This window comes from Nocardia sp. JCM 38205 (genome assembly GCF_058222935.1).
Genome location: NZ_JBYHFL010000003.1, coordinates 94,830 through 108,307 on the forward strand (window position 1 = coordinate 94,830; position 13,478 = coordinate 108,307).

At 68.7% G+C, this 13,478-nt stretch carries 13 protein-coding genes; 5 read left to right on the forward strand and 8 right to left on the reverse strand.

All coding sequences use genetic code 11. The features are described from left to right. The first annotated feature begins 150 nt into the window (after window positions 1–150). The gene (locus AC4HOU_RS12140) at window positions 151–3,873 is read left to right on the forward strand and encodes a protein kinase domain-containing protein (protein ID WP_490724511.1); all 3,723 of its coding nucleotides are present in this window, start codon (window positions 151–153) and stop codon (window positions 3,871–3,873) included. 12 nt (window positions 3,874–3,885) lie between these two features. Here the strand turns inward: AC4HOU_RS12140 and AC4HOU_RS12145 are convergent, their stop codons facing one another. Next, window positions 3,886–5,202, reverse strand: a complete 1,317-nt coding sequence (locus tag AC4HOU_RS12145) for a class I SAM-dependent methyltransferase (protein ID WP_194991192.1) — start codon at window positions 5,200–5,202, stop codon at window positions 3,886–3,888. Beyond that, entirely contained in the window at window positions 5,199–6,629 is a 1,431-nt protein-coding gene (locus AC4HOU_RS12150) for an FAD-binding oxidoreductase (RefSeq protein WP_375139426.1), read from the reverse strand. Before AC4HOU_RS12150 ends, AC4HOU_RS12145 begins: the two co-directional genes overlap by 4 nt. A 216-nt stretch (window positions 6,630–6,845) precedes the next feature. Between AC4HOU_RS12150 and AC4HOU_RS12155 the strand changes: the two genes are divergently transcribed. Further along, window positions 6,846–7,280: an SRPBCC family protein gene (locus tag AC4HOU_RS12155; protein ID WP_163816804.1), complete on the forward strand. Its 435-nt coding sequence runs from the start codon at window positions 6,846–6,848 to the stop codon at window positions 7,278–7,280. A 42-nt stretch (window positions 7,281–7,322) separates the two neighbouring features. Here the strand turns inward: AC4HOU_RS12155 and AC4HOU_RS12160 are convergent, their stop codons facing one another. The 3 genes from AC4HOU_RS12160 to AC4HOU_RS12170 form a co-directional block, all read right to left on the reverse strand. Beyond that, window positions 7,323–7,676, reverse strand: coding sequence for a VOC family protein (locus AC4HOU_RS12160; RefSeq protein WP_163816806.1), 354 nt, complete (start codon window positions 7,674–7,676; stop codon window positions 7,323–7,325). A 61-nt stretch (window positions 7,677–7,737) separates the two neighbouring features. Then, entirely contained in the window at window positions 7,738–8,550 is an 813-nt protein-coding gene (locus AC4HOU_RS12165) for a MerR family transcriptional regulator (protein ID WP_195006903.1), read from the reverse strand. Between the two features lie 33 nt (window positions 8,551–8,583). Then, the gene (locus AC4HOU_RS12170) at window positions 8,584–9,183 is read right to left on the reverse strand and encodes a hypothetical protein (protein ID WP_163816811.1); all 600 of its coding nucleotides are present in this window, start codon (window positions 9,181–9,183) and stop codon (window positions 8,584–8,586) included. Window positions 9,184–9,515: 332 nt separating this feature from the next. On the opposite strand from AC4HOU_RS12170, the gene AC4HOU_RS12175 reads away from it, so the two are divergent. Together AC4HOU_RS12175 and recR are read left to right on the forward strand one after the other, a co-directional pair. Further along, a complete protein-coding gene (locus tag AC4HOU_RS12175; RefSeq protein ID WP_036532087.1) occupies window positions 9,516–9,851 on the forward strand; it encodes a YbaB/EbfC family nucleoid-associated protein in 336 nt (111 codons plus the stop codon). 19 nt (window positions 9,852–9,870) lie between these two features. After that, window positions 9,871–10,479, forward strand: a complete 609-nt coding sequence (gene recR / locus AC4HOU_RS12180) for a recombination mediator RecR (protein WP_014348574.1) — start codon at window positions 9,871–9,873, stop codon at window positions 10,477–10,479. A gap of 21 nt (window positions 10,480–10,500) precedes the next feature. On the opposite strand, the gene AC4HOU_RS12185 is transcribed toward recR, so the two are convergent. From AC4HOU_RS12185 to AC4HOU_RS12195, 3 genes are all read right to left on the reverse strand, one after another. Further along, on the reverse strand, window positions 10,501–11,142 hold the full coding sequence (locus AC4HOU_RS12185) for a hypothetical protein (protein ID WP_194990678.1): 642 nt from the start codon (window positions 11,140–11,142) through the stop codon (window positions 10,501–10,503). Further along, entirely contained in the window at window positions 11,139–11,354 is a 216-nt protein-coding gene (locus AC4HOU_RS12190) for a hypothetical protein (protein WP_194990679.1), read from the reverse strand. The genes AC4HOU_RS12185 and AC4HOU_RS12190 overlap by 4 nt, the downstream gene beginning before the upstream one ends. Before the next feature lie 128 nt (window positions 11,355–11,482). Continuing rightward, window positions 11,483–12,376 (reverse strand): LysR family transcriptional regulator, encoded by an 894-nt coding sequence (locus tag AC4HOU_RS12195; protein ID WP_280498893.1) that lies wholly within the window; start codon window positions 12,374–12,376, stop codon window positions 11,483–11,485. A gap of 94 nt (window positions 12,377–12,470) precedes the next feature. Between AC4HOU_RS12195 and AC4HOU_RS12200 the strand changes: the two genes are divergently transcribed. Beyond that, the gene (locus AC4HOU_RS12200; RefSeq protein ID WP_490724512.1) at window positions 12,471–13,415 is read left to right on the forward strand and encodes an EamA family transporter; all 945 of its coding nucleotides are present in this window, start codon (window positions 12,471–12,473) and stop codon (window positions 13,413–13,415) included. The last annotated feature ends 63 nt before the right edge of the window (window positions 13,416–13,478 follow it).

A 13,478-nucleotide genomic window follows, 5' to 3' on the forward strand; every position in this document is an offset into this window, starting at 1 on the left:
CTACGTTGGAGGTGCGCAGAGGATTCGGATACCGGAGCCACTCCGGGTCCGGAGGCCGAGCGCACGACGGCCGTCGGGCGATCCGCTCGACCGCCCGAGAACAGGATGTGCTCGTCGGCCGCCGATTCGTCGGGAGTGCGAGGTGGTGAGATGGATCCACGGGCGCGTTCGGACCGCGCGAGCGAGTCGGGCAGCGTCGTCTCCGATACGGCGCGCTGGCAGCCCGACCTCGCCACGCGATCACCTGGCCCCGAGCCCGAGGCCGACACGGAACCGGCCGAATCCGATGCCGCCGCCGGCGCGGACCCGGTAGCCGGTGCTGCCGACGAAACCGGCGCCGCCGCCAGGCCTGCCGTCTCCGGCAACGGCGACACCGGCACCCGGCCAGAAGACCGCGACACCCAGGAGAACAATCCCATCGCCATCGAGGACGAACTCGAGGCCATGGGCCTGTCGGGCGCGCGCGAGATCGGGCACGGCGGCTTCGGCGTCGTCTACCGGTGCGTACAGCGCGCGCTCGACCGAGTCGTCGCGGTGAAGGTGCTGTCCTCCGATATCGACGACGAGAGCCGCGAACGCTTCCTGCGCGAGGAACACGCGATGGGCAGGCTGTCCGGGCACCCGAACATCGTCGACATCCTCCAGGTCGACGTCACCGCCACCGGCAGGCCGTTCATCGTCATGCCGTATGCCACCCGAGGTTCGCTGGAGGTCGTCGTCCGCGACAACGGCCCGCTCACCTGGTCGGACACCCTGCGCGCCGGGGTGAAACTGGCCGGCGCGATCGAGAGCGCGCACCGGGCGGGCATTCTGCACCGCGACGTCAAACCGGCCAATGTGCTGCTCAGTTCGTACGGCGAACCGCAACTCACCGATTTCGGTATCGCCAGGGTGCCCGGTGGGTTCCGCACCTCGAGCAGCATGATCACCGGTTCGCCCGCGTTCACCGCGCCCGAGGTGCTCAAGGGTGAGGAGCCGACGGTCCGCTCAGACGTCTACGGGCTCGGCGCGACATTGTTCGCGCTGCTCACCGGCCACGCGGCGTTCGAACGTCAGGCGGGGGAGAAGGTGGTGGCGCAGTTCCTGCGGATCACCACCCAGCCCGTCCCCGACCTGCGCGAACAAGACATCCCCTCCGACGTGGCCGCGGCCGTCGAACACGCGATGGCGCAGAACCCGGACGATCGCCCCGCCTCGGCCTACGAGTTCGGCGAGACCCTGCGTGCGATCCAGCGCGCGCACGGGCAGATGGCCGACGAGATGGCCCTGCTGGACACCACCGACGAATCCGACGCCGCGCCCGCGCAGGGCGGCCGCACCGCGGTCACCGCGCGCCGCAGCTGGCCGCTGAACCTGAGCCCGCCCACCCCGCGCCCCGGCTACGACCCGTCACCGACGGCCACCCTGCCGCCGACCGCCGCCACCAAGTTCCGTCCGCCGACCCCGGCTCGGGAACCGATTCCGCGCACCCGGCTGCTCGACATCCTGCGCACGGGCGGTCGACGCAGGCTCGCGGTGATCCACGCGCCCGCCGGCTTCGGCAAGAGCACCCTGGCCGCGCAGTGGCGTGGCGAACTGACCGCCGACGGCGTCGCGGTCGCCTGGATCGGCATCGACAGCGACGACGACAACGAGATCTGGTTCCTGGCCCACCTGATCGAAGCGATCCGGCGGGTGCGCCCCGATATCGGCACCGGCCTGGACCAGGTGCTCGAAGAACAGCCCGCCGACGCCGTCGCCTATGCCATCACCACCCTCATCGACGATGTGCACGCCGGCGGCGCCACGGTCGTGGTGGTGATCGATGACTGGCACCGCATCACCGATCAGGGCACCCGCCGGGTGATGGATTCGCTGCTCGACAACGGCTGCCATCATCTGCGCTTCGTGGTGACCAGCCGGGACCAGTCCGGGCTGCCGATCAGCCGGATGCGGGTGCGCGATGAGCTGGTCGAGATCGGATCGGCGCAGCTGCGGCTGACCCGCGAGGAAACCAGGCAGATCCTGGTGGAGCGCAACCGCTTCAACCTCGACGACGCCCAGATCGACGAACTGCATCGCGCCACCGACGGCTGGCCCGCCGCCGTGCAGCTGATCAGCCTGGCGCTGCGCGGCAACCCGGATCCGGCGCCGCTGATCGCGCATCTGGCCGAGGGCGGGCACGGCATCCGCGAGTATCTGGCCGAGAACGTCATCGACGGGCTGGAGCCGCGCATGGTCGACTTCCTCACCGCCATCTCGATCGCGGAGAAGGTGTCCGGTTCGCTGGCGGCGGCGCTGTCGGACGATCCCGAGGCCGAGCACCTGCTGGAACAGGCCGAACAGCGCGAATTGTTCGTCCGGCGAGTGGAATACGATCCGGAGTGGTTCCGGGTGCAGCCGCTGTTCGCCGAACATCTGCGGGCCCGGCTCGAACGCAGCGATCCGGCGCAGGTCAAGGCGCTGCATCGCAAGGCGGCCCGCTGGTACGCCGAACATCAGTTGCTACGCAAGTCCGTCGATCACGCGGTGGCGGCGACCGATCTGAAGATGGCGCTGGATCTGCTGGAGAGCGGCGGCATGGATCTGATCGACGGATCGCGGCTGGCCACCCTGCTCGGCACGGTATCGAAACTGCCGGTGCAGCAGGTGGCCTCACGGTCGAAGCTGCTGATGGCGGTGGCGCGGGCCAATGTGAACTTGCAACAGTCCGGTGCGGCGCGCAGCGCGCTGGGCCGGCTGTCGAATGTGTTGTCGCGCGGCCCGTCCGGTGACGCCGACGTCATCCGGCAGCGCTGTCAGGCCGCGGTGCTCTCCGCGGCCGATCAGGTCGCCCGCGATCACACCGAGGGCGTGATCGAGCAGATCGCCGACTGCCTGGAACATCCCGACGAACTCCCGGCCTGGACGGTGTCGACCGCGGCGAACCTGACCTCGTTCGCGCGGCTGTGCGAGTTCGATTTCGACGGCGCCCGCGCCATCCAGGATTGGGCCGCCGAATACCACGAACGCTCCAAGGACCCGCTGGGCAGCGTGTTCGGGTTGTGCAGTCGCGGCGCGGTCGCCTACGAACAGCTCGATATCGCCACCGCGGCCCGCTGTTTCCAGCAGGCCTTCGATATCGCGCGGGCACGCTCGGGTCCACGTTCGCACGCGGTGCGGGTGGCGGCGGCATTGCTCGGCGAGTTGCACTACCGGCGCGGTGAGCTCGACGCCGCCGACCGGCTGCTGGACGAGAGCCATCAACTGGTGGCCCGGGTGGGCCCGATCGACTTCCTGATCTCCACCTTCGTCATCGGGGCACGGGTGAAGGCGGTGCGCGGCGATATGAGCACGGCCGCGAATCGGCTCGCCGAAGGTGAACGCATCGCCGTCGACCAGAACCTGCCGCGGCTGGCCGCGCAGATCCGCGCCGAACGGGTGCGGCTCGGCCCGGCCGCCGAGCCCTCCGGCCCGCAGTCGGCGACCGCGCGCTGGAACGGTGACCTGTTCCGCGATACCGGCCGCGCCGGACACCGCTTCACCGGCACCGCGGCGCTGACGCTGGAGGCGCAGGAAACCGCCGCCATCCGGGAGCTGCTGGCCGGCGGCGGCATCGAAGATCAGGACCGTGCGGTGCGCCGGGCCAGGGCGCTGTACGGGCGCACCCATGAGCAGCACCGCCCGCGCGCCCAGCTCGACACCTCGCTGCTGCTGGCCGAATGCCTGGCCGCGGCCGGCTGGGTCGGCGAGGCCGCGGCGCAGCTGGTGCCGGCGGTGACCACGTGCGCCGAGCTCGACTGGACCCGGCCCCTGCTCGACGCGGGGCCGGGTGTGGTCGCGATCCTGCGGGTACTGCGCAACGACCTGCCCTCGGAGCTGCCCGTCCGGTTCGTCGACGAGCTGCTCGCCTGATCTGTCAGGGATTTACGGCTGCCACCACGGCCGCAGCGGCAGCGTATTGCGGCCGTCCGGGCCGAGCTTCACCCCGAGCACCTGATGCAGCTGAACCACATTGCGCTGGAAGCCCAACCGGCTGCCCGCCATGTACAGGCCCCACACCTTCGCGGTGCCCGCACCGGCCTCGGCGACGCAGGCGTCCCAGTTCTCGACCAGGTTCTTGCACCATTCGGCCAGCGTCAGCGCGTAATGCTCACGCAGGTTCTCCTCGTGCATCACTTCCAGTCCGATGTTCTGGATCTCGGAGATGATCCGGCCCGAACCGATCAGCTCACCATCGGGGAAGACGTAGCGGTCGATGAAATCGCCGGCCTTGGTGGTGCGGGTGTTGTCCGGGCGGGTGATGCAGTGGTTGAGGAACAGTCCGCCGTCGCGCAGCTTGCTCTTGATGAAGCCGAAGTAGTACGGGTAGTTGTGCACGCCGATGTGTTCGGTGAGCCCGATCGAGGACAGCGCGTCGAATCCCGTTTCCGCGATATCGCGGTAATCGGAATGGCGCACTTCGGCCAATTCGGACAGGCCTTCTTCGGCGATCTTCTTCTGCGCCCATTCGGCCTGCTCGGCCGACAGCGTCGCGCCGATCACCTTGACGCCGCGCTTGGCGGCATAGCGCACCATTCCGCCCCAGCCGCAGCCGATATCGAGCAGCCGGTCGCCTTCCTTCAGCCGCAGCTTGTCGAACACCAGCCGGTACTTGTTCTCCTGCGCCTGCTCCAGCGTCCAGTTCTCCTCGCCGTAACAGGCGCAGGTGTAGGTCATGGACGGGCCGAGCACATGCTCGTAGAAGGCATTGGAGACGTCGTAGTGGTGGTGGATGGCCTCGGCGTCGCGGGTCTTGGAGTGGCGCAGGCCCTCCATGGCGATGCGCCGCCAGCGCGGCACCGTCTCCTGCGGCGGCGGTGGCACCGGGCGCAGGCGCTCCCATCCGAGCGAACGGGCGATGGTCAGCAGCGCCAGCGCCGACGGACGGCGGAACTTCAGGCTGTCCATCGCCTTCAAGATCTCGTACGGATCGCCGGGATGGACGCCGGTGACGGTCATATCGCCGGAAATGTAGGCGCGCGCCATCCCGAGATCGCCGGGAGCGGTGGCCAGATAGTTGATGCCGCGCGGGGTCTCGATATTGAGCGCGTACGGCGAATCCTCCGGTCCGGTGGCGCTGCCGTCGTAGGCGGTGAACCGGATGGGGACCTCGCCCTCGACCAGGGTCTCGAAGATCTCGGCGATCGTGAGCTTGGTGCCCAGATCCGCGAAAACATCGGATCGATCCTTGAACGTCGTCATTTGCGTTGCACCGCCTTCGAATACAAATCCAGCAGGCGCTGGTCCGGGTCGTAGCGTTTCTTCAGTTCGGTGTAGCCGTCGCCGCCGTAGAGTGCCGCGAACTCATCCTTGTCGTAGTACGAATCCGAGTACAGCGATTTGTGCCCGTCGAACTCGGTGACGGTCTGCTCGATCGCGCGGTTGGCCGCACCTTCGATCTGCCCGGGCACGGTCGGCACCGCCGACCAGAACCCGACGTTGACGTAGGTGCGGTCCGGCTCCAGCGGATACAGCGGCCACGGGCGCGCGGTTGTTCCCGGCACCCTCGGCTCGCGCAATCGCAGCGGGCACAGCCAGATCGGCTCGATCGGGATCTCGCGCAGGAACCAGTCGACGAAATCGGCGGTGCGCTCCACCGGCACCTCGATGTCCTGCACCACCCGCTCCTGCGGCGGGTTGCCCTTGCGCGCCTCGAGCTTGTCACCGATGTGATAGCGGCGGTCGAGGGCGACCAGCTTCCAGTAGAAGCTGCTGCGCCGGTACTTCTTCGGCCAGAACCGGCGGATCTTCGGGTTCTGGGTGCCGAAGGCGCGCGAGCACCAGAACCAGTCGGTGTCCCAGCGCCACAGGTAGTCGTGGATGGTGAGCCGGTCGCGTTTGGGTGCGCCGGAATCGTGCTGGATGGACCGGTAGTAGATGTCCATGCCGGTGTAGTCGCTGACCGGGCCGGGTTCGTCGGTCTGCCTGCCGAGGGTCAGGTAGCTCTCCTCGGCGGTGAACACCACGCCGTCGAGGTAGTCGACCCGTTCGCCGTCGTAGCTGCGTTCATCGACGATCGTGGCCAGCGTCGCCTCGAGTTCGCGCACATCGTGGAACCGCAGATGGCGCAGCGCCACATAGGGCTGCACGGTTTCCAGTTCGATTTTCAGGCGCGTCGAGTAGCCGAGGGTGCCGTAGGAGTTGGGGAAGCCGCGGAACAGATCGGCGTTCGGGCCGTCGGGGGTGGCGGTGATGATCTCGCCCGCTCCGGTCAGCACGTCCATTTCCAGCACCGATTCGTGCGGGAGCCCGTTGCGGAACGAGGTCGACTCGATACCGAGCCCGGTGACGGCGCCGCCGAGGGTGATGGTCTTCAGCTGCGGTACCACCAGGGGCGCAAGTCCGTAGGGCAGCGTCGCCGCGACCAGATCCTCATAGGTGGTCATGCCCGCGACATCGGCGGTCTTCGCGACCGGATCGACCGCGATGACCTTGGTCAACCCGGAGACGTCCAGGCCGGGAGCGGTGTTCTTCGCTCTGGCCCGGAACAGGTTGGAGGTCTTCTTGGCCAGGCGCACGTCGGCATCGCGTGGGATGGCGCGATAGCTCGCGAGGAGGCGTTGCACGCCTTCTCGATGCGCTGCGAACCCGGATTCATATGCGGCCGGAGCGTGGCCGGCCTTCCCCAACAGACTCACTGCCACTCCTCGACGCTAATACTCGCGATCATGGTCGGCCACTGTGAGGTCCCCGACTCGGATGAAATGTCACGCATATGTTGCACCGTGTTCGAACCGGCGGCGAGTGGAATTCGGTAAAGCGGCCGCCGACCGGGCGCCGGGCGCGGCGCGAGTGCGGCAGGGCAGGATGGGGGCGAGATACCGCATCCGGACAAGGAGTTCATCGTGGGACAGGTCAGTGCCAGCAGTTCGATCGTGGTGGGAGCGGATCCGCAGCGCACACTGACGGCGATCGCGGACTACGTCGATGTGCGCCCGCGCATCCTCACCTCGCACTACCGCGACTACCAGGTGATCGAGGGCGGCCAGGGCGCCGGAACGGTGGCCCAGTGGACCCTGCAGGCCACCGAGAGCCGGCAGCGCAATGTGCGTGCCAGCGTGTCGGTCTCGGAGTCCGAGGTGGTCGAGCGCGACGCCAATTCGTCGATGGTCAATACCTGGACGGTGACCCCCGACGCCGCCGGTTCCCAGGTCACCCTGTCCACTACCTGGCAGGGCGCGGGCGGCATCAAGGGCATTTTCGAGGGCATCTTCGCGCCGTTGGGGCTGAAGAAGATCCAGGCCGAGGTGCTGGCCAACCTGAAGAACGAACTGGGCTGAGCCGGGTACCGGCCGGGTCGTCGCCCGGCCGGTACCACCCGGTCAGTCGTGGTCGCCGATATCGAACAGATTGCCCTCCGGGTCGGCGAGGGTGGCCCACTTGATCCCGTACTCGTCGTAGTCGGCGATATGCCTGGCACCGAGGGAGACCGCGCGTTCGATCTCCTCGCGCCACTGCCTGGTCGCCAGATCCAGGTGCACGACATTCTTTCCTGGCGTTTTATCCGGAACCCGGATGAACATCAGCGGCGTCGTCATCCCGGAGCTGCGACCCACCGTCGAGTAGAACTCGCTCGCGTCCGGATCCACGGGATGGCCGAGCAACTGTGCGTAGAAATCGGCCAGCTTGCCGGGGTCGTGGCAGTCGATGGTGACGTTGGCGATGGACAGGGTCATCGGGGCTCTCCTTCTGGCGTGCGTGGGGCTGTTGGGTGCTGGATATCCGGCGCGGTGCGGCTCACGCGGCGATCGGCCAGCACAATTCGGTGCGGTAACCGGCCGGATCGGGTGAACGGTCCGGCCCGATCAGGTAGAGCTCGCGGATCGGTTCGGGCAGCGCGACGTCGTGTTCGGCGACGTGGGTGCCCAGCGCGCCGTAGACGCGGTCGATCTCGCTGTAGGGACCGTCGTGGACGGCGACGGCGAAATCGCGGGCAGGCAGCGTCGTGAGGGTCAGCCCGTCCGGGAATTCACCGGTCGTATCCGCTGTGACGGGCACGAATCCGGTCACCTCGCCGTCATCGGCGGTGAAGAACTCCGGCGCGTAGCCGGCTCCGGCCACACCCGCCGGCACGATCCCGGCCGCCGCGAGCGCGGCGTCCAGCATCGGAAACGTCTCGGCGCACCACCGGTCGATCTGCTCGCGCGCGACAACGGCGGTGCGGGTGAGCGCGGTGAATTCCGGAATCCGGCGATACTCCACCCGCAGTGGCGGCGCGGTGGTGAGCAGCCCGCGCAGCGAGGCGACCACCTCCTGGGTGCGCTGCAACTGTCTTTCCATACGCAGCAGATGCGCGCGCAGCGCCGCATCGCGATCGGCCACATCCTGGGCGGCGAGCACCGCACGGATCTCCGGCAGCGGCATGTCCAGCTCGCGCAGCCGCCGGATGAGCTGCGCGTCGGCGACCTGCTCGGTCGAATATCGCCGATAGCCGGTGCTCGCGTCGATCCGCGCGGGCACCAGCAGCTCGATCTCGTGATAGTGATGCAGGGCTTTCACGCTCAGGTGGCTCAGCCTGGCGAATTCGCCGATCGGGACGATCGCTGTCATGACCAGAGCACACACCCTCCGGCTACCGGAGGGTCAAGCCAGCACGAACGCGAGCAGCAGTGTGGTCTGGAAGGCGCCGCGCCACCAGGAGTAGCCGAACCAGACGCCCGGGCTGACCTCCCGGATCTCGTCGTAGACCTGCGGGGTCGGCGAGGGGGCATAGTTCAGCGCCCAGGTGGGCGCACCGTCGACCAGGGCAGGCGCGGTGTAGACGTCGGCGCGCCAGGCTTCGATGCCGGCCGGGGTGACCCGGTTCATCAGCCAGCCACCGTCCGGGCCCGTGTAGAAGGTCTTGCCGATCCACAGGGCCGGCGCGAGTGCCTGCATCGCAGGCGGTCGCGTCACCCAGCCGTTCTTCACGCCGCTGGGCACCGCGCCGCGCGGCGAGGCCTTGAAGATGGCGTCCTGCTGTTCGGGGCTGCACCGGAAGCGCAGCGCGTCGACGGTGGCCGCGCCGTTGGCGGGGTCGATGACGCAGCCGCCGCCGTAATCGGTGGCCACCGGCGCCGGAGCGGCACTCGCGGGAGCTGCCACCATCAGCACGGCTGCCGCTGCCGCGGACAGCAGTGTTACCAGCCTGCGGGTGCGCAACCGAGCGCGTCGGGCCGGGTTCATCGTGGTCTCGCGAGCCATCCGAGCCTCCTCGGTGTGGGTTGTCCCTGCGGTTCGGCGTCGATGATCGCTGCGTGGTCGCGTGTCCACGCGGTGTCTCGGCGGGTCCGCCGAGGGGCAGACCTGTGGCCGATCCTATGCCCGTGGGTAGGTGTCTCGTGAGGGAATCGGTGGAGGTCAGCGCCGTTGTTTCGGCCTGCGTCGACCGCGCGGGTATTCCGGCTCGGCTCTCGTCCCTCGACCGCCCGGGAGTTCGCTCCGGCAATGCCGGGCGTGCGGCCGACGCGCCGCGCCGAGTCCACTAGGCTGGCGATGACACTTTCCGCAGATCGGCTGGAGAAGAGGTAACAGGCGTGCAGCCCGGTGGTCAGTTCGATATGCAGCAGATACTCGCCCAGGCCCAGCAGATGCAGGAGATGATGGTCGCGGCGCAGGCCGAGATCGCCGCCGCCGAAGTCGAGGGCCAAGCCGGCAATGGCCTGGTCAAGGTCACCATCAAGGCCACCGGTGAGGTGCAGTCGCTGACCATCGATCCCAAGGCCGTCGACCCGGACGACGTCGAAACCCTGCAGGATCTGGTGATCGGCGCGATCAACGACGCCATGGCCAACGCCCAGCAGCTGGCCTCGGAGAAGCTCGGCCCGCTGGCCGGCGGTGCGGGCGGGCTGCCAGGCCTGCCCGGCATGTGACCGACCGGAGTCAGCACAGGTGTACGAGGGCCCGGTCCAGGATCTGATCGACGAGCTGGGCAAACTGCCAGGCGTCGGTCCCAAGAGCGCACAGCGCATCGCCTTCCATCTGTTGCAGGTGGAGCCGCCGGAAATCGATCGGCTGCAAGCCGTGCTGCAGAAGGTGCGTGACGGCGTGCGCTTCTGCGCCATGTGCGGCACCGTCGCCGACGGCGAACTGTGCCGCATCTGCGCCGACCCGCGCCGCGACCGCACCATGATCTGCGTCGTCGAGGAACCCAAAGACGTCCAGGCCATCGAACGCACCCGCGAATTCCGTGGCCGCTACCACGTGCTCGGCGGCGCGCTCGACCCGCTCAGCGGCGTCGGCCCCGACCAGCTGCGGATCCGGGAGCTGCTGGCCCGCATCGGCAATCAGGAGGACGGCGTCGACGTCACCGAGGTGATCATCGCGACCGACCCCAATACCGAGGGCGAAGCCACCGCCACCTACCTGGTGCGGATGCTGCGCGATTTCCCCGGGCTCAGCGTCACCCGGCTGGCCTCCGGGCTGCCGATGGGCGGCGATCTGGAGTTCGCCGACGAGCTGACATTGGGCCGGGCGCTATCGGGGCGGCGCGCGCTGTAAGCCGCGGCAGCGCGGTCGACCTCAGAGCTTCAGCGCGGTCCAGGCGACGTCGTCGAGCGCGGAGCGATCACCGATGGTCCAGGCCCAGATCAGCTCCGACACCGTGGCCGCGTCGTCCAGCGTGGTGGTGAAATGCTTCTTCGGCGACCCGTCGCGGTACTCCAGGATGTATTCCGGCTCCTGGTGATAGGTCTGGATGTACTCCTGCTCGCCCCGCGACACCACCAGATACGGGTTCGGGGCGGCCAGCTCGGCCACCCAGCGCTGTGCCAGCGGCCGCGTCAGATACGGGAACTCGCCCGCCCCACCGTGCGATACCTCCACCGGCACATGCCCGGCAGGATCGATCAGCCAGGTGAGCTGCGGATCGTAGACGGCGTAGTTCTGTGGTGTCGCGAGCTGGAACAGCAGCTCGCGCACGAACCCGATCGCGTCGTACGGGCTGGAGATCTGCAGCACCGTCCCGGTATCTGCACCGCCGACCGGCGCCGAACTGAGGAAGGTGTCCGCCTCGGGCAGCTCGTCATTGCGCCGGTTCACCTCGGCCGCGATGGCCGCGACGATCTCACCTTCCGGTTGCCCCTGCTGGGTGGTCAGATACGCGTCGACCTCGGCCGGAGTCGTGGCCGCGCCGGAGGGCAACAGAATGTGGTCGTAGCTCACCCGGCCAGCGTACGGGTGCGCACCGACGAAGGAGAACCGCAGCGGCAACCGCCCGCGAGATCGGTGCATTCCACGATGAAGGTGTGCCTGGCATGGTCGAAATCGAAGCAGTCGGCGTCGGTGCATTCCGCGATACGCCCGGCATGCAGCACCAACGTGCCATGGCAGTGATCCAGCGCCGCCGCACAGGACGGACAGTTCGTCGCGCGCATATCGCCTCCAACCGTCTGAGTCCGTACCTCGTGCATAGCACCGGCGTATGCCAGGCAGTGGGAGGTTACTCCGGTGCGTGTCGTGATCGGGCGCACGCCTGGCCGCCGTCCTGGTGCGGCGCCTGCGGTCAGGCGGGGATTTCGGCGGCGGCGGTGATGAACGCGTCCAGGACCGCCGCGATGGCGGGGCGGTCGTCGGCGCGCGGGCGGGTGGCGAGTTCGTAGAGGCGGGCGGCGCGGACGCCGGAGAGGCGCAGGACCGAGAGTTCCGGGTGGGTGACGGCGTAGCGGGGCATGAGGGCTACGCCGTAACCGGTCGCCACCAGGGTTTCGATCATGCGGAACTCGTTGAGGCGCTGCGTTATTCGTGGCTCGACGCCGGTGACGGTGGCGATGGAGCGCAGCACGTCGTCCACCGGGAAACCGCCGCGCACGCTCAGCCAGCTCTCCTCGGCCAGTTCTTCCGGGGTAACCGACGAGTGGCCGGCCAGCCGGTGGGTCGGGGCGACGACCACGTCGATGGGTTCACGCATGAGCACCCGCGCGGCGATGCGCGGGCCTGCCACGGATGCGGCGCGTTCGTCGCGGTGGGTGAGAACGATGTCGTAATCGGCCAGCAGGCGGTGCGTTTCCGACGGTGGCACGTCCTCGTCGCGGGCGATGACCTCGACTCCGCTGTCTGCCAGCGCGGGCAGCACCCTGGGCAGGAGCAGCGCGCCGCCGGACGGGAACACCGCCACCCGCACCCGGCCGCGCGGCGAGCCGCGGTAGTGCGCCATCTCCGCGACCGCCCGGTCCATCGCGGCGAGCACCTCGTCGGCGCGCACCACCAGCGCGTGACCGGCGTCGGTGAGCCGGATACGACGCCCGTCCGGCTCGAGCAGCGCCACGCCCGCCTCCCTGGCGAGCACCTTCAACTGCTGCGATACCGCTGACGGCGTCATGGACAGGGCAGTGGCGGTGGCGGCGACGGTGCCGCGGTCGGCGAATTCACGCAGCACTCGCAATCGCTCGAGCGACATCGGGGCACCCGCCGAATCCATTAAGCAATACTACACAAATAGTGCAGATCAATTCGATTGTTCTGAGCATTCGTCCACCCCCATCCTGGAACGCGTGACCACCCGCGACCGCACCCTCGGCCTGACCGTCGTCCTGCTCTGGGGCCTGAACTTCCTGGCCATCCGCATCGGGCTCGACCACCTTCCGCCGTTCTTCTTCGCCGCGCTGCGTTTCGCGGTGATCGCGGTCCCGGTCCTACTGTTCATTCCGCGCCCGAAGGTTCGGTGGCGGTGGATCCTGTTGTACGGGATCGGGTTCGGCATGTTGCAGTTCGCGTTCCTGTTCACCGCCATGCGGGTCGGGATGCCCACCGGGCTGGCCTCGCTGGTGCTGCAATCGTCGGCGCCGTTCACCGTCGCACTCGGTGCGCTCCTGCTGTCCGAGCGCATCCGCCCGGTTCAGGTCGCCGGGCTGCTGACGGCGGTCGCCGGCATGGCGATCATCGGCTGGGACCGCTTCGCGCACGCGAGCCTGATCCCCGTGCTGCTCACCCTGGCCGGCGGTTTCGGCTGGGCGCTGGGCAATATCGGCGCCCGCCGCGCCGGCCAGGAATCGCCCGGGGTCAACCCGCTGCACCTGACCCTGTGGATCACGGTCGTCCCGGTGCTGCCGCTGTTCGCCCTGTCCGCCGCCCTCGAAGGCCCCACCACCGGCTTCCACGACCTGGCCGCCACCTTCTCCGCCACCGGCTGGCCCGCCCTGGCCGCCCTCGCCTACATCGCGCTGCTCGCCACCGTCGTCGGCTCCGGCCTGTGGACCTACCTCATGAGCCGCTACCCCGCGGGCGCCGTAGCCCCGTTCTCCCTGTTGGTTCCGGTGGTGGGCATCGGGGCGTCCTGGATCTTCCTCGACGAGACCCCCACCCCCGCGAGCCTGATCGGCGGCGTCATCGTCATCGCGGGCGCGTTCGCGGCGACCACGACGCGGGCCCCGGGCCGGACCGCATCCACACGCGGTGCGGTCGGACAGGAATCTGCCGAGGTCGCGGTCCGGGCTTGAATCAGCCCGGCGTACTGCCGAAACGCGACTCGGTGGACTAACCTCTTAGCTAAGGAGGCCGGT